Source organism: Nocardia sp. CA-136227 (genome assembly GCF_050955695.1).
Lineage (GTDB): Bacteria > Actinomycetota > Actinomycetes > Mycobacteriales > Mycobacteriaceae > Nocardia.
This window is the reverse complement of sequence record NZ_CP192081.1, coordinates 6,095,859-6,115,078: the sequence shown is the minus strand read 5'-3', so window position 1 is coordinate 6,115,078 and position 19,220 is coordinate 6,095,859. Positions and strand designations below refer to the sequence as shown.

At 67.0% G+C, this 19,220-nt stretch carries 16 protein-coding genes and 2 tRNA genes; 10 read left to right on the top strand and 8 right to left on the bottom strand.

What is annotated here, in order from left to right; all coding sequences use genetic code 11:
• Positions 1-222: 222 nt before the first annotated feature.
• Genes ACQP06_RS28395 through ACQP06_RS28385 form a run of 3 tightly spaced genes read right to left on the bottom strand, consistent with a single transcriptional unit; the run spans position 223 to position 3,550 of the window.
• Positions 223-1,512 (bottom strand): alkyl sulfatase dimerization domain-containing protein, encoded by a 1,290-nt coding sequence (locus ACQP06_RS28395; protein WP_433667663.1) that lies wholly within the window; start codon positions 1,510-1,512, stop codon positions 223-225.
• On the bottom strand, positions 1,509-2,777 hold the full coding sequence (locus ACQP06_RS28390) for a sulfotransferase family protein (RefSeq protein ID WP_433667662.1): 1,269 nt from the start codon (positions 2,775-2,777) through the stop codon (positions 1,509-1,511). The genes ACQP06_RS28395 and ACQP06_RS28390 overlap by 4 nt, the downstream gene beginning before the upstream one ends.
• A 5-nt stretch (positions 2,778-2,782) precedes the next feature.
• Positions 2,783-3,550: an SDR family NAD(P)-dependent oxidoreductase gene (locus ACQP06_RS28385; protein WP_433667660.1), complete on the bottom strand. Its 768-nt coding sequence runs from the start codon at positions 3,548-3,550 to the stop codon at positions 2,783-2,785.
• Positions 3,551-3,629: 79 nt separating this feature from the next.
• Here ACQP06_RS28385 and ACQP06_RS28380 point away from each other — a divergent pair, with 79 nt between their 5' ends.
• The 5 genes from ACQP06_RS28380 (at position 3,630) to ACQP06_RS28360 (ending at position 8,274) form a co-directional block, all read left to right on the top strand.
• Positions 3,630-4,244 (top strand): TetR/AcrR family transcriptional regulator, encoded by a 615-nt coding sequence (locus ACQP06_RS28380; protein ID WP_433667658.1) that lies wholly within the window; start codon positions 3,630-3,632, stop codon positions 4,242-4,244.
• Positions 4,245-4,256: 12 nt separating this feature from the next.
• Positions 4,257-5,042 carry a 3'(2'),5'-bisphosphate nucleotidase CysQ gene (locus ACQP06_RS28375; protein WP_433667656.1) on the top strand — a complete coding sequence of 262 codons (786 nt, stop codon included), beginning with the start codon at positions 4,257-4,259 and terminating at the stop codon, positions 5,040-5,042.
• On the top strand, positions 5,039-5,944 hold the full coding sequence (gene cysD, locus ACQP06_RS28370) for a sulfate adenylyltransferase subunit CysD (RefSeq protein ID WP_433667654.1): 906 nt from the start codon (positions 5,039-5,041) through the stop codon (positions 5,942-5,944). The genes ACQP06_RS28375 and cysD overlap by 4 nt, the downstream gene beginning before the upstream one ends.
• Positions 5,944-7,845, top strand: a complete 1,902-nt coding sequence (gene cysN, locus ACQP06_RS28365; protein WP_433667652.1) for a sulfate adenylyltransferase subunit CysN — start codon at positions 5,944-5,946, stop codon at positions 7,843-7,845. Before cysD ends, cysN begins: the two co-directional genes overlap by 1 nt.
• A 66-nt stretch (positions 7,846-7,911) precedes the next feature.
• A complete protein-coding gene (locus tag ACQP06_RS28360; protein ID WP_433667650.1) occupies positions 7,912-8,274 on the top strand; it encodes a nuclear transport factor 2 family protein in 363 nt (120 codons plus the stop codon).
• A gap of 82 nt (positions 8,275-8,356) precedes the next feature.
• Here the strand turns inward: ACQP06_RS28360 and ACQP06_RS28355 are convergent, their stop codons facing one another.
• The 4 genes from ACQP06_RS28355 to ACQP06_RS28340 all read right to left on the bottom strand — a co-directional run bounded on the left by ACQP06_RS28355 (position 8,357) and on the right by ACQP06_RS28340 (position 12,819).
• Positions 8,357-10,537: a protein kinase domain-containing protein gene (locus ACQP06_RS28355; protein WP_433667648.1), complete on the bottom strand. Its 2,181-nt coding sequence runs from the start codon at positions 10,535-10,537 to the stop codon at positions 8,357-8,359.
• A 135-nt stretch (positions 10,538-10,672) separates the two neighbouring features.
• Entirely contained in the window at positions 10,673-11,539 is an 867-nt protein-coding gene (locus ACQP06_RS28350; protein ID WP_433667646.1) for an SGNH/GDSL hydrolase family protein, read from the bottom strand.
• A 112-nt stretch (positions 11,540-11,651) separates the two neighbouring features.
• On the bottom strand, positions 11,652-12,311 hold the full coding sequence (locus tag ACQP06_RS28345; protein ID WP_433667644.1) for a TetR/AcrR family transcriptional regulator: 660 nt from the start codon (positions 12,309-12,311) through the stop codon (positions 11,652-11,654).
• Between the two features lie 76 nt (positions 12,312-12,387).
• Entirely contained in the window at positions 12,388-12,819 is a 432-nt protein-coding gene (locus ACQP06_RS28340) for a type II toxin-antitoxin system Rv0910 family toxin (RefSeq protein ID WP_433667642.1), read from the bottom strand.
• A 168-nt stretch (positions 12,820-12,987) separates the two neighbouring features.
• On the opposite strand from ACQP06_RS28340, the gene ACQP06_RS28335 reads away from it, so the two are divergent.
• The 4 genes from ACQP06_RS28335 to ACQP06_RS28320 all read left to right on the top strand — a co-directional run bounded on the left by ACQP06_RS28335 (position 12,988) and on the right by ACQP06_RS28320 (position 16,211).
• Positions 12,988-13,749: a PP2C family protein-serine/threonine phosphatase gene (locus ACQP06_RS28335; protein WP_433667641.1), complete on the top strand. Its 762-nt coding sequence runs from the start codon at positions 12,988-12,990 to the stop codon at positions 13,747-13,749.
• A gap of 95 nt (positions 13,750-13,844) precedes the next feature.
• Positions 13,845-15,836, top strand: a complete 1,992-nt coding sequence (locus tag ACQP06_RS28330) for a YhgE/Pip family protein (protein ID WP_433667640.1) — start codon at positions 13,845-13,847, stop codon at positions 15,834-15,836.
• 64 nt (positions 15,837-15,900) lie between these two features.
• Positions 15,901-15,974, top strand: a tRNA-Met gene (locus tag ACQP06_RS28325).
• A gap of 163 nt (positions 15,975-16,137) precedes the next feature.
• Positions 16,138-16,211: transfer RNA gene (locus ACQP06_RS28320), tRNA-Met, on the top strand.
• Between the two features lie 207 nt (positions 16,212-16,418).
• Here ACQP06_RS28320 and ACQP06_RS28315 read toward each other — a convergent pair.
• On the bottom strand, positions 16,419-17,327 hold the full coding sequence (locus ACQP06_RS28315) for a hypothetical protein (protein WP_433667638.1): 909 nt from the start codon (positions 17,325-17,327) through the stop codon (positions 16,419-16,421).
• 386 nt (positions 17,328-17,713) lie between these two features.
• Here ACQP06_RS28315 and ACQP06_RS28310 point away from each other — a divergent pair, with 386 nt between their 5' ends.
• Positions 17,714-19,204 (top strand): DHA2 family efflux MFS transporter permease subunit, encoded by a 1,491-nt coding sequence (locus ACQP06_RS28310; RefSeq protein ID WP_433667636.1) that lies wholly within the window; start codon positions 17,714-17,716, stop codon positions 19,202-19,204.
• Positions 19,205-19,220 lie beyond the last annotated feature (16 nt).

Genomic DNA, 19,220 nt, shown 5'->3' with positions numbered 1-19,220 from the left:
GAATGCGGCGAGCGGTGACCCGCTCGCCGCATTGCCGTGCGTGCTGTCGTTGCGCGCCGCCGACCCGCGTGTATCCGTTCCGTCCGTAGCAGCGCGGTGGCCGCCGACCTTGATTCAGGTCGGCGGCCACCGAATTCTGCTGGGCGACTGGTGGCTTCGGCCGTCGGGATGGCGTCGCGCGTCCGGACGCATGTCACGGACGCGCGACAGCGAATCCGCGACCTAACCCGTCCGGGAGTCCTGCCGTTCGAGCACGCCGATGCGGTGTTTCAGCCAGCCCGACTCCCAGAAGTTCTCCGCCGTCACGGGATCCGCGAGCAGGGCTCGGTGGCAGTCGAGCAGCAACGCGGTGCCCGCCGGGTCGTCGGGGAGGTGCGCGATGACGGCCTCGGCCAGCGCGGTGGCCTCCGGAACGCGCCCGTCGGCGAGGTGGGCGCGGGCCAGGTCTCCGACGGCTTCCGCACCGGCGAGCGAGACCAGGTCGGCGAGGGTCTGCTCGCGCGCGACCGGGTACAGCTCGGTGGTCGCCCGGTGCTCGAACCAGCCCAGATAGGTTTCGCAGATGGTCTTGACCCCCCACTTGACCAGGCCGTAGCCCTGGCCGACGAAGAGATGGCCGGGCAGGGTCACCTCCCGCATGAGCGTCTCGACGTCCTTGCCCGCGTTGATGCCGTCCAAGGTGGCGCGGTGGATGTGGTCGACGGCGTTGTACATCCGCTCGAGCACCGCGTCGATCAATTCCTCGCCCTCGATCGGCGCGCCCCGGCCGGTGATCAGCATTCGCGGCCGCAGATCCCGCAGCGTCCGGATGGTCTCGAGGTAGGGCTCGGCGAACCGATACCGTTGGCCGCGAATGGTGTTCAGGTTCGGGAAGTGCCCGAACAGCGGCCCGAGCAGGTTGCTGATCAGTGCGATCCGATGCTGCGGCAGCCACACCATCGCACCGTCCACCGTCTCGCCGACGCCGGCGTGCAGTTCGATCCGCATCCCGCCGACGGTGAGGTCGAGCCGCTTGTCGAACATCAGGTCCGGGGTCGGCTCGTCCTGGATGTTCGGCACGTCGGGCCGCTCCTGCGCGAAGCGGCGCACGGTGTCCAGGTCCCAGCCGAACCAGACGCGCGACCACTGCCGCATCCGGGGCAGCACGCGGGCATCGTCGCGCTGCACCGACGGGTTGAGCGCGTTCGCCACGTAGACCGCGCCGGGCTCCCGGAACCCGGCCACCCCGCCCACATGGTCGGTGTGGCCCTGCGTCGTGATGATGTACCGGGTGGGCCCGGAATAGATGTCGTCGAACAGTTTTCGGTGGTGCGGCGCCTCGAATCCGCAGCCGGCGTTCACGATCACGCGGCCGGCCGGGGTGACGATCATGTACACCGCGCTGGTGCCGCCCGACATGTAGAGGAAGTCGTTGATCGCGACGGCCTTGTCGGTGTACTCGGGCTCGAGCAGCGACTTGCCCGGGCGCTGCTTGATCAGTTCGTCGACCTGCTGTGCGAGATGCTGGTTCATTTGACTTCTGCCTTCATGGGGAACTTCTCGAGGTAGTGGGCGAATCGGGTTCGTAGTTCGGCGGGTTCATGGCCGAAGTCGGCGCGCAGGTCGTACACGATCTGACCGTTGACCCCGCGCGGGTGGCTCGCCAGGTACTCGTCGATCTGGGCGCGGGCCAAGCCGGTGAACTCGATCCCGGTCTGTGCGTAGATCCGTTCGACGGTGCCGATGTCGTCGGCCATGAATTCGTCGAAGAACACGTCGATGCGGCGCTCGGCCGGCACCGCCGCCAGATCGCGGGTCCCGGCGTCGAGGAGTCGCGCGACTCGGTCGGCCCAGTATTCGAACACCGTGTCGACGTCGACGTGGTGGAAGTTCATCCGGGCCCCGTAGGCGTTCATGGTCGCCGCCGACTGCACCACCGACACCGGATCACGGTGGGTCATCACCACGGTCGCGTCGGGGAAGGTGTCCATCAACGGTCCGAGCTGCTCCAAGTGCTGAGGGCATTTGAGGATCCAGCGGTTCGGACCACGGTGCCACTGCAGCACTTTGAGCATCGTCGCGAGGAACTCGTAGTGCGGGCGCTGGTCGTGCGCGAGGTAGTAGTCGCGCCATCGCGGCGCCATGCTCGACGCCCACTCGAAGTTGTAGCTCGAGAAGTCCAGGCACTCGAGTTCGAGTTCCTCGTGGATGTGGTCGGGGTTCATCGGATGCATGGCGGCGACCAGCGGGCTCTTCGCCAGCATGTCGTCCCACCTGCGCTGCGACCGCGCGATGCGCGGGTCCAGACCATCCGGGCCGATCTCGTCGCCCGGCCGGGGCAGTGGTTCCTGGCTCTCCCACAACGGCAATGACCGGAACCGGGCGTCGGCGGCGAGCAGATTGACCAGGTGCGTGGTTCCGGACCTGGGCAGCCCGACGACGACGATCGGAGCGGTGATCTCGATGTCGTGGATCTCGGGATGGCGGCGCAGCAGGTCGAGGACCCGCTGCCGGTTCGCGGCGTAGCGGACGCTGCTCAGGAATGTGGTCAGCCGAGCGACCGGCGAGCGATTGGTATCCTCGTCGATCTCGTTCAGCTGCAACGAGAGTCGCTCGTGAAAGTCGTCGGGCCCGAAGTCCGTCAGTCCGGTCCGTTCGCGGGCGGCCGCGAGGACGGTGTCGAGGTTGAGGGGAATCGGGTACGACTCGGCCTGCGCCCAGGTCTGGCGCTGGAAGTCGGTCAGGACGGGATCGCGCAGGTCGGTGATGCGCAGCCGTTCGGGAGAAGTGGTGGTCATCGTGCTCAGCCCTGAATCGAGAAGCCGCCGTCGACGGCCAGGGTCTGGCCGATGACGAAACGTGCTGCGGGACTGGCCAGGAACAGCGCCACCGGAGCGACGTCGACCATCGGGTCGGCCCAGCGTCGCGCGGGCGTGCGGTCGAGCGTGGGCTTGCTGTACTCCGGGTACTTCTGCAGCGCGGCAGTCATATTGGTCGCCGTGAGTCCGGGTGCGATCGCGTTGACCCGCACGTTCTTGCTCGCCCATTCGGCGCCCATGGTCTTGGTCATCTGCACGATGCCGGCCTTGGCGGCGCCGTAGCCCGGCACCATGCCGACCGCGAAGAAGCTGGCCATGGAGGCCACGTTGACGACGGCCGCGCCGCCGTCGAGGCCGCTGGCCCGCAGCAGCGGCAGGCACGCGGTGGCCATCCGGAAGCCGCTGACCAGGTTCACCCGGAGCGACTCCTCGAAGACCTCGGGGTTCCATTCGCCCTTCTGGGTCAGGGACTGTCCGGCGTTGTTGACCAGCACGTCGAGGCCGTCCAGGCCGGCCGCGATCTCGGCGATCCGGTCGCGGTCGGTCATCGAGCACTGCAGGTAGTCGAATTCGGATAGGTCGTGGTCGTAGGCGGCGGCATCCGCGCGGGTGCCGGTGATCGTGACCTTGGCGCCGGCAACCGAGAAGCTGCGCGCGATGGCCAGGCCGAGCCCGTTCGATCCGCCGGTCACCAGCACCCGGTTGCCCGAGAAGTCGTATGTCACGACGTTGTTCACACGTGGGTTGTTCATAGGTTGTGACCGTAACCACAGAATGACCATTGGTCAATATTAGATTGACCAATGGTCATTCTGTGGTTACTGTCACAACATGAGCGCAACGAAGGGCAGCAACTCGATCTACGGCGACGCCCAGGCACGACGACGGAGCGTGCTGGACGCCGCCGCCGAACTACTCGACGAAGGCGGATACAGCGCACTCACCAACCGCGCGGTAGCGAAACGGGCCCGCATCAGCACCGGCCTGATCTACCAGTACTTCGCCCACAAGCAGGACATCTTCGTGATGCTCCTGCACGAGAGTCAGCTCGAGCTCACCGAATACGTCCGATCGTTGCCTCGCGACCAAGGGGTCGCCGCACTGCTGACCGCCGTGGTCCCCGAAACGACCCGGCAATGGGCCCGCGTCGGGCACCTGGTGGCGAGCTGGCGGGAAGCCGACAGCGAAGTCACCGAACGTGATTCGATCCGCGCCCTGCGCGAATCGACCGATCAGCAGTTCGCGGAACTGCGCCGGGCGCTCGAGGAAGCGGCCGACGCCGAGGGCCGGCGCCTCCGGGACGACCCGGCCCTCATCCCCTTCGTCTGGGCGGGCCTGATGGGCCTGGCCGACACCCTCGTCAACAACTGGGCCCGCGGCCTGGTGGAGAAGGACGCGCTCGTCGTGTACTCCGCCGGTGCGCTGGCCCGCGCAATCACCGAATGACCGGAGTTCAGAATGGAATTGGCCCATACACCCACCCACCCCCGAGGGGGCTCGAGGAGTAGCCGGGACGCCGCCGCGGCCGCTGAAACAGCCACTGCCGCAGGTGCTCTCCTGCTCGCCCATCGCGGCGGACTGTCCGCGGGGGTCGATCCCGCGGCCATCCGCGAGCTGGGCGATCGGCTCAGTCACGAATTCCTGGTCGAGACCCTGAGCCGGCGCTTTCCCGATGACGCCGTGCTCTCCGAGGAGGGCGCGGACGATCGCGACCGGCTGGCCGCTCACCGGGTGTGGATCGTCGACCCGCTCGACGGCACCCGCGAGTTCGGCGAGCCGGGGCGCACCGACTGGGCCGTGCACGTAGCGCTCGTCGAGAACGGCGTGCTCACCGCCGGTGCGGTCGCGATGCCCGCGCTGGGCGTCACCTACTCGAGCGCCGATCCCGTCGCCGCGTACCCGCCGCTGCCCGCCGCCCCGCGCGTGGTGGTCAGCCGAACCCGCCGCCCCGCGCCGGTGCTGGCGATGGCCGCGGCGCTTGGCGCTCCGCTGATCGAAATGGGATCGGCGGGCGCGAAGGCGATGGCCGTGGTCCGTGGCGAGGCGGAGATCTACGCCCACGCCGGCGGCCAGTACGAGTGGGATTCCGCGGCCCCGGTCGCGGTCGCGCGCGCCGCCGGACTGCATGTTTCGCGGCTCGACGGTTCCGAACCGCACTACAACCAGGAAAACCCCTGGCTGCCCGACCTATTGATCTGCCGCCCCGAACTGGCCGGCGCTGTCCTGGAGGAACTCCGACGATGACACTCGCCCTGACCCATCTCGAACGGCTCGAGGCCGAGAGCATCCACATCATGCGGGAGGCCGTCGCCGAGAGCGAGAACCCCGTGATGCTGTATTCCGTCGGCAAGGACAGCGCGGTGCTGTTGCACTTGGCGCGCAAGGCTTTCTATCCGTCCCGGCTGCCGTTCCCCCTTCTGCACGTGGACACCACCTGGAAGTTCCGGGACATGTACGCGCTGCGCGACGAGACCGCCGCGGCAGGCGACCTCGACCTGATCGTCCACAAGAACCCCGAATGCGTGGAACAGGGCATCAATCCGTTCACGCACGGATCCGCGACGCACACCGACATGTGGAAGACCGAGGGCCTCAAGCAGGCGCTCGACCACTACAGGTTCGACACCGCGTTCGGCGGCGCGCGCCGGGACGAGGAGAAGTCGCGCGCCAAGGAACGCGTCTTCTCGGTCCGCTCCGCCGAGCATCGCTGGGATCCCAAGCGGCAGCGTCCCGAGCTGTGGCGGATGTACAACGTCCGCAAGTCGCCGGGTGAATCGCTGCGGGTCTTCCCGCTGTCGAACTGGACCGAACTCGATGTGTGGGAGTACATCCGGCAGGAGCAGATCCCCATCGTGCCTTTGTATTTCGCCGCGCCGCGACCCGTCGTGGAACGGGACGGGACGCTGATCATGGTCGACGACGACCGGATGCCGCTGCGGCCGGGCGAGCAGCCCGAGCTCAAGAGCGTGCGGTTTCGCACCCTCGGCTGCTACCCGCTGACCGGCGCTGTCGAGAGCGTCGCCGAAACCTTGACCGACGTCATTCAAGAGATGTTGCTGACCACCACCTCCGAGCGTCAGGGCCGCGTGATCGACCACGACAGCAGCGCCTCGATGGAGAAGAAAAAGCAAGAAGGATACTTCTGATGGCTCACTCGTCCAATCTGATCGCCGACGACATCGAGCAGTACCTGGAGCGGCACGCGAACAAGTCGATGCTGCGCTTCATCACCTGCGGCAGCGTCGACGACGGCAAGTCCACCCTGATCGGGCGGCTGCTCTATGAGTCGAAGCTGGTCTTCGAGGACCAGCTCACCGCGCTCGAGGCCGACTCCCGCAAGGTCGGCACCCAGGGCGAGGGCCTCGACTTCGCGCTGCTGGTCGACGGTTTGGCCGCGGAACGCGAGCAGGGCATCACGATCGACGTCGCCTACCGCTACTTCTCGACCGAGCGCCGCAAGTTCGTCGTCGCCGACACCCCGGGGCACGAGCAGTACACGCGCAATATGGTCACCGGCGCCTCGACCGCCGACCTGGCGGTGATCCTCGTCGACGCGCGCAAGGGCGTGCTCACCCAGACCCGCCGGCATTCGTACCTGGTGTCACTGCTCGGCATCCGCCACGTCGTGCTCGCGGTCAACAAGCTCGATCTGATGAACTACTCGCAGCAGGTTTTCGACGAGATCGCCGCCGCGTACGCCACCTTCGCCGCCGAGATCGGACTCACCGATGTCGTCCCGATTCCCTTGTCCGCGTACATCGGCGACAACTTGACCGAACGCAGCGCCAACACGCCCTGGTACACGGGGCCGACCCTGATCGAGCACCTCGAGACCGTCGAGATCACCGACGATCCGCACCAGGCCCCGTTCCGTTTGCCCGTGCAGTGGGTGAACCGGCCGGACCTGGACTTCCGCGGCTTCTCCGGGCAGATCGTGAGCGGCTCGGTGCGTCCGGGCGACCGGCTGCGGGTGCTGCCCAGCGCCAAGGAGTCCACCGTCGCGCGCATCGTGACGATGGACGGCGATCTCGACGAGGCGGTCGCCGGACAGTCGGTCACCATCACCCTCGCCGACGAGATCGACATCAGCCGCGGTGACGTGCTGGCGGCGGCCGACGCCCTGCCCGGCGTCGCGGACCAGTTCGAGGCCCACCTGGTGTGGATGGGCGAGCACGAGATGCTCCCCGAGCGGCCCTACCTGTGCCAGATCGGGACGATGACCGTGCAGGCCCGGATCACCAAGCCCAAGCACAAGGTGAACGTCAACACGCTGGAGCAGACGGCGACGAACACCTTGGCGCTCAACGAGATCGGCGTCTGCAACATCAGTTTCGATCGGCCGGTGCCGTTCGATCCCTACGCCGACAACCGCGACACCGGCGGGTTCATCCTGATCGACCGGCTGACCAACACCACGGTCGGCGCGGGCATGATCGCGCACTCGCTGCGGCGTTCGGACAATATCCATTGGCAGGCGGTGGATGTGGACGGTCCGGCCCGCCAGGCGCTGAACGGCCATCGCCCGCAGGTGTTGTGGTTCACCGGGCTGTCGGGTTCGGGCAAGTCGACGATCGCCAACGAACTCGAGCGACGGCTGCACGCCCTCGGCTGCCACACCTATCTGCTCGACGGTGACAATGTCCGCCACGGGCTCAACCGGGATCTCGGTTTCACCGAGGCGGACCGGGTCGAGAACATCAGGCGGGTCACCGAAGTGGCCCGATTGATGGCCGATGCCGGGCTGATCGTGCTCGCGTCGTTCATCTCGCCCTTCCGCGCCGAACGCGAGGCGGCCCGGGAGCTGATCGGACCGGATCAATTCTGCGAGGTCTTCGTCGATACCCCGATCACCGTTGCCGAGCAACGGGATCCGAAGGGCCTCTACAAAAAGGCCCGGCGCGGGGAGCTGGCCAACTTCACCGGCATCGACTCGCCGTACGAGCCGCCGGAAGACCCCGATGTCCGCCTGGACACCACCACCCTCACCCCGCAGGCCGCGGCCGACCGCATCCTCGCCGAGCTGCGCCGAACGGGCGTCGTGGCGTGAATTCGCCTGTACCCGAACATTTTCCGAGCTGCCAATATGTCAGTCAGACCGAACAGGAGTCCCTCCATGCCCACTCGTGACGAGATCTGCGCCGTCGTCGAGACCTACGTCGAATTGATCACCGCTCGCCGGACCGACGCTCTCGTCGACCTGTTCGCGCCCGACGCCGTGCAACACGAACCCATCGGCGTCCACACCAATCGGGGTCGGGACGAGATCCGCCGATTCTTCGCCGAGCGGGAGGGCACGCCCTTCACGGTCAGCCTGCTGACTCCGATCACCGTCGTGGGCAAGTTCGCCGCCATGCAGATCCGGGTCCGGGTGGAAGGACTGCCGGACTTCGCCTCCACCGACCTGTTCGAGTTCGACGACGACTGCAAGATCGTCACGCTGACGGCGGTGCCGGACCTCGCGGCCGTCGTCGCCTGACCCGAACGACCGGTTCGCGTCCGTACACCGAGCGGCGAAACGGCCTGGAACCGACTGGCGCCGGGCCGTTTCGCCTGTCGGCCTAACTGTTCGCCAAGATCACGTACTGAGCGTTGGCGCGTCGGCGCACGTCCTGCTCGTCATTGCTCCAGACGAAGGCGACATGTCTGCCGAACCTCACGCCGCACTGGAACCGCACGTTGGCGTCGCCGGCCCAGATCGCGTCCTTGGCCTCGAAGCAGCGCGCCGCGCCCAGCTCGGCGGGGGAGTCGATGTCGCGCTTGATGTACTCGGCTCGGTCGGACTCGATCGTCGCGGCGAGGAACGTCAGCGCCGCGTCCTCGTCGCGGGCGCGCAGCACATTGCTCTCGGTGGTGTTCGCGCACCGATCGATCCCGGCCTTCTCGGACAGTCGGTCCCGATGCGCTTGGGCGTTCTCGCACAACAACGCCGCGCGCGGGCCGATGCTGTCGTACGTGGGGGAGATCGGCTGGTCGTTGGTGACGAACGCGCGGCGCAGCATCTGATCCGGATCGCGGGTCTGCATGGTCAGCGATGCCTCCACGACCATGCGCACGTTGTCCAGCAGCGGGGACTGGGCGGTGAACACCTGCCCGACGCGCTGGGCCAGGGCGCCGGCGTCGAATCGCGTCACATCCAGCGCCGCGATGACCGCGGTGACGAAGGTGCGGTACGACCAGGTGGCTCCGATGGTCGGGGAGGTCGGCCGGTAGTGCGCGTGCGCCTGGGCGAATCCGGCGATCGGAATCCGGACGTTGTCGGGGCTGGCGGCGAAGTCGACCGCCTCCATCTCCGTCGCCGCGCGGGCGGCCGCGTCCGGATTCGGATAGGACATGGTCAGGACCAGCAGCATGTTGCCCTCCGGCTTGCTGGTCCAATCGGAGAATCGCTTGGTGAGACCGACCACCCCGTAGGAGCTGATCATCCCGTATTTCTCCATCACCGGCTGGGTGAGCGGCGTGCTGGTTCCGGCGATCATGGTCGCGGCGGCGGCCGGACTCGTCTGCGCGGTCCCGTAGCGGTGATCGAGGGAGGTATCGAGCTGGAAGGGGTCGGGGATCCCCTCGGCGATCGCGCTCGCGGCCAGTGCGCGGCCCTCTTCCACGGTGGGCGACCCCGTGAACTTGCGGGGTGTGGTGGCGTAGTGGCCGACGTCGAGCGCGGCGAGATCGGGTTCCGAACCGCCTGATCCGCGTAGCGCCTGCCAGGTGACCAGCCCGGCGATCAGCGCGGCGACGAGGACGACGATGCCGACGAGCAGTGTCTTCCGGCGGGAACGCGGCTGCGCCTGCGGCGGACCCGCGTGCGGAAGTACGGCCTGCGGCTCAGTCGCGTGCGGTGGACCTGCTTGCGGCGCACCGGGATACGGTATCGGCATCGACCCGATGGTGGTCATGCCCGGCGTGGGCTCGTGTGCCACGGCGGTTTTGGCGGCCGCGGCCAGCATTCCCGCGGTCGGGAACCGGTCGGCCGGATCCTTCGCCATACCGCGCGCGACCACCTGGTCGAGAGCGTGCGGAACCCCGGGCCGAATCATCGAGGGCGCGGGCGGGGGCGCGTACAGGTGGGCGTGCATCAGCTGCGGGGCCGTCCGGGCCTGGAAGGGTTTCAACCCGGTGAGGCATTCGTGCAGGACGCAGGCGAGAGCGTAGGTGTCCGCGGCGGGTGTGGTCCGACTGTCGGCGAATCGTTCCGGGGCCATATAGGAGAAGGAACCGATCGCCGCACCGATCGTCGTCATCCGTTCGGAGGTCATCGTATTGGCGATGCCGAAGTCGACCAGGTACACGAAGTCGTCGTCCGCGACCAGGATGTTGTCCGGCTTCACGTCGCGGTGCACGAGGCTGTCCCGGTGCGCGGCGTCCAGGGCGGAAGCCACCTGCGCGATGATCGCGACGGCGCGCGCGGGCGGCAGGAAACCGTTGTCCGCGACGAGTTCTCGCAAGCTCATGCCCTCGACGAGCCGCATGTCCAGAAACAGCTTCCCGTCGATCTCGCCGTAGTCGTGGATCGGGATGACGTGGGCTTCCTTGAGCCGGGCCGCGACATGCGCCTCGCGCTCGAACCGCTGCCGGAACCGCGGATCGTCGGCGAGCCGCTCGGTCAGCACCTTCAGCGCGACGGTTCGTCCCTTGACGGTGTCGAAGGCCTCGTACACCTCCCCCATGCCGCCGCGGCCGATCATCCGGTCGAGCCGGTAGCGACCGAACATCGTTCCGGCGCGCCATGATTCATCGGTCACGAGAATCCCTCCCCGGTCGGCGACGGCTGCGGATCGTGCGGGCGGCACGGCGGCGGCGTCTCGGGGAAATTGTCCTACCGGCGGGGGAGAGGGGCGGGGTATTCGGGTGATTCGGCCGCCCCGGTCGCTATGCGTTCACAGCGCGTTCGCGATCACCGCCGCGATCGCTTGCCCGCCACGCGCATTGGGATGGAACGGCGCGGCCGCGGACGCGGGTACCAGGGGCTCGATCCAGCGATCCTCGGGAGCGGCGCAGGAGTCGTGGCCCAGCGCGGCGGGGCGGAGGTCGACGAAGGTCGCGCCGTGGGTGGCGGCCTGCTCGGCGATGCGGTCGCCCAGCCGGTCGATGGTGGTCTGCAGGTAGTCGGCGTCGCGCGGCGCGATGGGGGCCGCCAGGCTCGGGCAGCCACCGGGCCGCAGATAGTCGGCGTAGGTGGTGATCACGATGCGGGCGTGCGGTGCGCGGCGGGCGATCTCGTCGAGCGCGCCGCCGATGACGGGGGCGGCCGCGTCCACCTTCGCGGCGAGCTGGTCGACGCCGCCGGCGGTGAACCGGTCCACGCAGGCGCGGGCGGCGTTGCCCGGCAACGGGTTCAGGCAGCCGATCAGATCCTGGAACAATCCGGCGTCGTTCGCGCCGATGGTGAGGGTGACCAGATCGGTATCGGCGCGCAGGGCGTCGTACTGGGGTGTCGCCCCGCGACCCCAGCCGGGACCGGCCTGGCCGAATTCCTGGGCCTTGGCTCCGGAGCAGGTCACGTTGCGGAAGTTCCGGACGCCGAGGGTGGCGGCCAGTTGTGCTGGATACCCGTTGTCGGTTGATTGCAGGCAGGTTCCGGCGTCGCCGTTCTGGGTCGGCACCAAGGGTCCGGCGGCGAACGAGTCGCCCAGGGCGACGTAGGTGTCGTAGTCCTGCGGGGCGGCGGCCGCCGATAGGGGTGTCAGGAGCGTGGTCGTGACGGTGGCGGCCGCGGCGGCGAGGCCGGTCAGTGCCGAACGCATATGTCCTCATCTCGGTCGAGGCTGAAATCTGTGCGGATGTACAGATTATGGGAATCTGTGCATTTGTACAGGATCTTTGGGTGAATCGCTGCGCCGCTCGGGTTTGCGAGAGTTACTCGGGTTCCGGCCCGACGCGTCGTTGCAGCAGCCGGTCGGCCGAATCGCGTTCGGGACCGGCGAGATGCGACAGGGCCAGCGCGCGCAACGCCTGATGCAGGGAATCGGCTTCCACCGCCCGGGTGCGCGGTCGGCCGAGGCGATGCAGCAGGAAACCGTCGATCATGGCCACGATCTGCCCCGCCGCCTCCTCGGGATCGACGGCCCCGCAGGCGCGCAGCACCCGCGCGGCGAGCGCTTCGAACTGTTCGAGCGCCTCGGTGACGGGACCCTCCAGTTCGGGTCGCCGCCCGGCGTCCAGATACAGCTGGAACTGGGCGATCACCGCGGTGCGGGAACGGGCGGCGGTGACCGCGATGAGTCGCAGCAGCTCGTCGAGGGTGGGTCGTTCGGCGAGGGCGTGCTCGAACATCGGGCCGAATTCGGCGATGCGGTCCCGCACCTGCAGCGCGAGCGCTTCGTCGATCAGATCCTGGACGGAGGCGAAGAAGTATCCGGTCGTCGCCCCCGGCAGTTCGGCGCGGGCGGCCACCCCGCGATGGGTGACTGCGGCGGGCCCCTGCTCGGCGATCAACTCCAGCGCCGCGCGGACCAGCGCCTCGCGCCGCAGCCGGCTGCGTTCCTGCCGGGGTTGCTCGCGCGCGGGACTGCCCATGCCTCCCCAACTCTGTTCGGTGCACAGGCATCTGGGCATTCTGTGCGAATGCCCAGATTCTAGTGCCTGCGGCGTGTCAGCCGTAGAGCTGCACGAATCGTTCCAGGGACCGTTCGATGTCGCCGCGCAGGGCGCGTGCGACCGCCGAGCCGATCGGGCCGAACAGGGGTGCGCCGCCCAGTTCGAAGTTCGCGGTGACCTGCGAGCCGGTCGAACTCGGTGCGACGCGCAGTTCGATGCCGAACTTGGTGCCGCCGATTCCGGAACCGTTGAGGATCAGGCGGTTCGGGGGTTCGGCGGTCTTGACCGTCCAGGTGACCCGGTTGCGGAAGCCTTTGACGGTGGCGACGCCGATGAGCCGGGTACCGGGCGTGAGGTCGTCGGGGATCGGTCCGCGCCAGCCTTCGTGCAGGGTCAGCCATTTGTCCAGTTCGGGCAGGTCGGAGGCGTGCGACCAGGCCTGGTCGGGCGGGATCGGGACGTCTACGGAAACCTTGAGCTTGGCCACGGGTGCGATGGTATCCGTTACACGGCGTAGCACTGAATTCGCGGGGTCGGTTCGGCGGTTCCTCAGCAAGCCCACAGGCAATTCGGGAGCGGAGCAGGGGTTTCGCCCGTTGAATGGGTAGTGCTGGTCGACAGCACCCCGTGAGGCCGAGTCCCAGGAGGTCGGGTCGTGCACACCGAAGCCATCGAGGTGGGAGACATCGCGGCCGTCGAGGCCGATATCGCGGGGCCGCCGCTCGTCCGGGTGGCCGGGTCGGGGGTGAGTCGGCTGGGGCGGCGGACCGTCAATGCGGACGCCTTCGCCACGTTCACGGATATGGGGAGTGGACGTAGCGCTTTCGTGGTGGCCGACGGGGTCGGTGATCATCTGGCCGCGGCCCGGGCGGCGCGACTGGCGGCCTCGATCGCGGCGAAGGTGGCGGTCGTCGACGGCGCGGAGGCTGGAATCCTGGCCGCGCAGCGGGGATTGGTGGACGAGCTACCCGAGTCCGCAGCCGACTGCGTGCTGGTGGTCGCGGTGCTGCCGAGTCGGGGGCAGCCGGACGGGCCGTGCGATATCGCGTGGGTCGGGGACTGCCGGGCCTACCGCTGGAACGGCCGCGTCCTGCATCGCATGACCACCGATCACACGGTGGCCGAATACTTCCGGGCGCGTGGGCACGACCCGTTGCCCGGCATGCGGCATCTGGTGACCACGTCGGTGCGCACGGTGCGCCCCGGCGATATCGGCCGGACGTCCACCGGGTCGAGCGCGGGGCGGCTGCTGCTGTGCAGTGACGGGGTGGGCAAGCAGCTCGGCATGCCGATCATCAAATCGATCCTGGCGCAGGGGTCCTCGGCGGGGCCGGCCGCGGAGCGACTGGTCGGTGCGGCGCTCGGGCGAGGCGGCACCGATAACACGACGGCGCTGGTGGTGGACGCGATTCGCTGACTCGGCAGGACAATTTCCCCGATTCCACCCATACTGGACGAGCGACCAACTAGCTTGGGCTCGACCGTTTCACTGGGCAGTATCGGGGTTTCGCCGTGGCAGACAGATCGACATCCATTCGCGCTCGCATCCGCGAGCTGCTCGAGACGCGCCGGGCCTCGAAACCGCTTCGGGTGCTCGTGGTGCTGTTCCTGGTGGTCCCCACCCTGATCTCGGCGGTCTACATGTGGATCATGTGGGACCCGGAGCTGTACCTGAAGCAGATCCCGGTGGCGGTCGCCAGCGACGATGTCGGCGGCGTCTCCGACGGCAAGGCCCAGAATATGGGTACCGAGATTCTCGACACGCTGGTGTCCGGCGGCGAGCTGCAGTTCCATCGGGTCAGCAGCGCCGAAGCCGTGCAGGGCCTGCGTGAGAGCCGCTACGCCTTCTCCGTCGTCATCCCCGCGGACTTCACCCGCAGTGTGCTGAGCGTGACCGATCCCGTCCCGCAGCGCGCCCGAATCGCGGTCTGGTACAACGACTTCAACGGCACCCTCGGTCCCGCCGTCGCCAACAGTGTGATCGCCGACGCCCAGAACCAGATCGCCGCCACCATCGGTCGCGGCTACGCCTCGCAGATCCTGGTCGGCGTCAACAGTCTCGGCACCGGCATCGCCGACGCGTCGAAGGGTGCGACCCAGTTGGCGCAGGGCACCGCCCAGCTCGCCGACGGCTCCGGGCAACTCTCGACCGGGCTCGACGAGGCCGCCACCGGCGCTACCCAACTCGTGGCCGGGACCCGCGAACTCCACACCGGCACCGTGCAACTCGCCGACGGAGCCCGCGAGTTGGTTACCGGCACCGATCAACTCGGCACCGGTGCGACCCAGATCCGCGACGGCGTCGATCAAGTCATCACGCCCCTCCTCGACGCACTCGAGCCCGCCGGAAAGCTCGCGGCCCAACTGAATCCGCTGCTCGACGAGCTGAGCAAGAACCCCGACCCGTCCCTGGCCGATGCCGCCACCCAGCTGAAGGGCCTGATCGGCCAGGCCCACCCCGGCGACCCCGATTCCCTGGTCAGCCAGCTCACCCAATTGCGTGACGGCACCAAGGAACTGGCCCGCCAGCTCACCGACCCCAAGGCCGAATACCGCGCCGGCGTCCTGGCCCTCGCCGATGGCTCGACCCAACTCCGTGACGGTGCGGTCCAACTCGGCGCGGGCGCCACCGAACTCTCCACCGGCCTGCGTCAACTCGCCGACGGCGGCCACGAACTCCGCTCCGGCGTCACCCAATTGGACGACGGCGCAATCCAGCTCGACACCGGCCTGCGCGACGGCGCCTCCGCCGCCCCCCACATCACCGATCCCAACGCCTCCGCCGACGTGATCGCCCAGCCGATCACCATGGACATCCGCAACCAGGAGCCGAGCCAACTGGTCCGCGGCGGCGACCGCAGCCACAAGGAAATCGCCAGAGGCGCCGCCCCCGCCCTCATCGTCATGGGCACCTTCCTGGCCGCCATCATCCTCTGGATGCTGTTGCGCCCGTTGCGAGGCCACGCGACCGGCCGCACCCCGCTGCTCCGCTCCGCCACCCCTCTTCTCCGCGGCGCGGCCGTCGGCACGGCAGCCGTCATCGCCGTAGCCGCCCTCGCCGCGATCTACGGCCGCTCGACAGGATGGTCCCCGGACAACTGGCCCGCCATGATCGCCGTCCTGGCCCTCGTAGGTGCGGTAGCCGCCACCACGACCCAACTCTTCGTCATCCTCTTCGGCCGAGTAACCGGCTCCATAGCCGCCTTCGCCTTCTACATGTTCCAGATCTTCACCTTCGGCGGCGTATTCCCCGCCGGCACAACACCCCCCGCCTTCCGCCCCTTCCAAGACATCTCACCCATGACCTTCGCCCGCCGAGCCATCATCCGCGCCGACATCTCCCTCTACGACACGATGTTCTGGACCTCCGTCGCGGTCCTCCTCATGATGCTCGCCGCGGCACTGGCCCTCATGCTCGCCGCCCGCCACTTCGCCACCGCCCCCGCCCGTTCCACGTCCCGCTCCGCCCCGGACCTCGTCCCCGCAGCTACCGCCGAGGCCTGAAAACCCCCTCTGACCACCCGATTAGGTGCATCTCCCGTCCTCTGTGTAATGTTGTATTCACCGACGCGGGGTGGAGCAGCTCGGTAGCTCGCTGGGCTCATAACCCAGAGGTCGCAGGTTCAAATCCTGTCCCCGCTACTACGAGAAAGGCCCGGAACCGCTCGGTTCCGGGCCTTTCTCATCGATCGGTATCCGGAGATCATGAGGGTGTTGCTCGGAGTGGCCCGCTTCCCGGAAAATCATCCACCACCAGGCGATTAGGTTCCTACTACAGCGTGTCTGTAAGGTAGTGAACACCCAACGCGGGGTGGAGCAGCTCGGTAGCTCGCTGGGCTCATAACCCAGAGGTCGCAGGTTCAAATCCTGTCCCCGCTACTACCGAGAAGGGCCCCGGAACCAGTGGTTCCGGGGCCCTTCTCGGTAGTAGCGGCAACGGATAGGCGCCGGGCGCGACTCGGCCACACTGAAACTGTGAAATGTCGCGCGAATGCTCGAGAGTTGTTGTGAGCCACGGGCGAGCATCCGCGCGAACATCATCGCCGCGGCGAACGCACCAGGGCGGGGGTCTCGGCGGCAGTGTCCTCAGAGAGTGGCCAGATCGTACGCTGAGAGGACAAACTTCAAGGTGAGCCGATTAGCGACGTAGCCTTGGGGCATCCCGGGCCCCAGCACGATCGCATCCTCTGCGCCGAAATGGTTGACTTCGTTCATGAGAAGGTGCACCCGGATAGGGTTGAGGTACTGAGTGAGGAACAACTCGCGAACCTCGTCGGCTGTCTTGATGACGCCGGTCTGATGGGGCGAACACAGGGTGATCTTCGGATCATGGAAGGTCATCCCGGAGATATGGTGCGCCATGAAATCCGCTACATGCTGCACGAGCGGGGTATGGAAGGCGCCGACGTACTCCTCCAACATTCGGATCCGAGTAGGTTGTTCGGCCGCGAGAGCGGCCAAGTCCGCTCGATATCCGGCGAGCACGATGACTCGTTTGTCCTCGCCGGGCACGACGCCGTAGTCCGCGGCCAGGTAGATCCCGGGCCGGACGGGGCTGACGTATTCCTCGATGACGCCACTCTCCGCCAAGGTTGCCACGGCCATCCCCTGTAGTGGCGAGTCGGCTGGCACCTCGGGGATGAGGCGTTGGTAGTGCAGCATCTCGAACAGTTGCTGTCGATCAACTCCGCCAGCGAGGCAGGCGCTCACCAAACCGCCGAGGCTGAGCCCGCCGATGACATCCGGCCGGATGTTGCGGTTCGCCAGCACATCGTGCATCCCCACTATCAGTGACGCCTGGCGCACGGCGCCGAAGCTCTGGACGAGTTCGCCTTCTCCGTCGAACTTGCCGGCGATCAGGTCCGACGTGTCCAGTTCGGTCCAGCGCGCCGCCTGCTCGAATACTTCACGGATAGCAGGGAATCGAACGCAGTATTCCGTGACTAATCCCGCAGCTAACGGAATTTGTCCCCCGAGCAAATATGCGATGGTCATGCAACATTCCCCTTGAAAATAATGAGGCCGACAAAGGTCAACATATGACCGAAAGTCGACTTCAGTGTTTGAAGAATCCCGCCCCATTGGGTAAGTCCTACCCAGAAGGAAGCTGCCCGTCTCGTCGGGCTCGATTTCACATTAGGCCACGTCCGACCTCTTCGCAAATGCTTAACCGTTGTTATTCGCACCAATATCGACGATGGCAGGACACTGCCATTGCCTTGGCAGCATTATGTCAACTCGCCACCGCGACATAGTGCTAATGTCCACTGCTGAAATAACTATCGCGAGTAGTTCAGCGAGAATGCTGACGGGGCAACGATGTACCACCCAATCATCGGGTGTGCCATCGCGATCCGGGCGGTCAGGGGAAAGGTCGGGGCGTGGCTTCGAATCAACAGTTCGGGAATGGGATAAATCCCTGGGCGGCGTTGGGCGCGCTGTGCATGGGCTACTTCATGATACTGCTGGACATGACCATCGTCGGAGTTGCGAATCCGGCGATCATGACCGGTCTGCACACTGACTTGTCCAAGGTCATCTGGGTGACCAGCGCGTACCTACTCACGTTCGCGGTGCCGCTGCTCATCACCGGCCGTCTCGGCGACCGGTTCGGGCCGAAATATATGTATCTGGGCGGACTTTCGATCTTTACGCTGGCGTCGCTGTGGTGCGGAATGGCCAGCAGCATCGATTCGCTGATCGCCGCGCGAGCGGTGCAGGGCCTCGGCGCGGCATTGATCGCGCCGCAGACGATGGCGGTGATCGGTCGAATCTTCCCTTCGGACAAGCGCGGTGCGGCAATGGGTGTGTGGGGTGGCGTCGCGGGCATCGCGGCGTTGATCGGCCCGATATTCGGCGGTTTGCTCGTCGATAATGGCGGTTGGCAGTGGATCTTTTATGTGAATCTGCCAATCGGGGTGATCGCGTTCGTGTTGGGCGCGCGGTTGATTCCGGTGCTACCGACCAACAGCCATCGTTTCGACATCGTGGGGATGGTGTTGGTTGCAATCGGGATGTCGGCGCTCGTGATCGGTATTCAGGAAGGCAACGCTTACCACTGGGCGGGCTGGATCTGGGGCCTGATCCTCGGCGGCCTCGCCGTCCTCGTGATGTTCCTGATCTACCAGAACCGCAACAGCCTCGAGCCGCTGGTACCGCTGAGTGTCTTCCGAAACCGCAACTTCGCGCTCGGGAATGTCGTCACCAGCGCGCTGGCGGCGGCAGCGACGGCGCAAATAGTGCCGTCGTATTTCTACCTGCAGGCGGTACGCGATCTGTCGCCGACCAAGGCTGCGTTGGTCGTCGCACCCATGGCGATCGTGTCCGGCAGTTTGTCGCCGCTGGTCGGCAAATTGGCGGACAAGGTGCCACCCCGTTATTTGCTGACGTTTGGTTTCACCGCATTCGCGGTGGGGGTGTGGTGGTTCATCGCCCTCGTCACTCCGAACGGATCCATCCCGCTGGTGGTCGTGGCGGGGGCGGTCTGTGGTGTCGGCAACGCATTCATCTGGGCGCCTCTGCCCGCGACCACCATGCGGACCCTGCCGCTCGAGTACATGGGTGCGGCCTCGGGCATCTACAACACCACCCGCCAGCTCGGCTCGGCACTCGGCAGCGCGGGCATCGGTGCACTACTTGCCGCGCGCATGGCGGCACATGCACTCCCCAGCGCCTCGACCGACGCAGGCGGCCATCTCCCCGACTTCATCAAGGCGCCCTTCAGCTCGGCGCTGTCCGATTCGCTCTACCTCCCGGTCGGCCTGTTGGTGGTCTGCGCCGTCACCGCAGCGTTCTTCGCCTCCAGCAAACCACCCTCCGCGGCACCGACTTCGGCTGCGAACGAGGAGACCAAGGTTGGAGCAGCTGACTAGTACATGTATCAAAAGC

Bases quoted from the DNA above. Each gene is read 5' to 3' on its own strand.
- ACQP06_RS28385 (WP_433667660.1), bottom strand. From the start codon at position 3,550: ATGAACAACCCACGTGTGAACAACGTCGTGACATACGACTTCTCGGGC.
- cysD (WP_433667654.1), top strand. From the start codon at position 5,039: ATGACACTCGCCCTGACCCATCTCGAACGGCTCGAGGCCGAGAGCATC.
- ACQP06_RS28315 (WP_433667638.1), bottom strand. From the start codon at position 17,327: ATGACCATCGCATATTTGCTCGGGGGACAAATTCCGTTAGCTGCGGGA.
- ACQP06_RS28350 (WP_433667646.1), bottom strand. From the start codon at position 11,539: ATGCGTTCGGCACTGACCGGCCTCGCCGCCGCGGCCGCCACCGTCACG.
- cysN (WP_433667652.1), top strand. From the start codon at position 5,944: ATGGCTCACTCGTCCAATCTGATCGCCGACGACATCGAGCAGTACCTG.
- ACQP06_RS28380 (WP_433667658.1), top strand. From the start codon at position 3,630: ATGAGCGCAACGAAGGGCAGCAACTCGATCTACGGCGACGCCCAGGCA.
- ACQP06_RS28360 (WP_433667650.1), top strand. From the start codon at position 7,912: ATGCCCACTCGTGACGAGATCTGCGCCGTCGTCGAGACCTACGTCGAA.
- ACQP06_RS28375 (WP_433667656.1), top strand. From the start codon at position 4,257: ATGGAATTGGCCCATACACCCACCCACCCCCGAGGGGGCTCGAGGAGT.
- ACQP06_RS28390 (WP_433667662.1), bottom strand. From the start codon at position 2,777: ATGACCACCACTTCTCCCGAACGGCTGCGCATCACCGACCTGCGCGAT.
- ACQP06_RS28395 (WP_433667663.1), bottom strand. From the start codon at position 1,512: ATGAACCAGCATCTCGCACAGCAGGTCGACGAACTGATCAAGCAGCGC.
- ACQP06_RS28345 (WP_433667644.1), bottom strand. From the start codon at position 12,311: ATGGGCAGTCCCGCGCGCGAGCAACCCCGGCAGGAACGCAGCCGGCTG.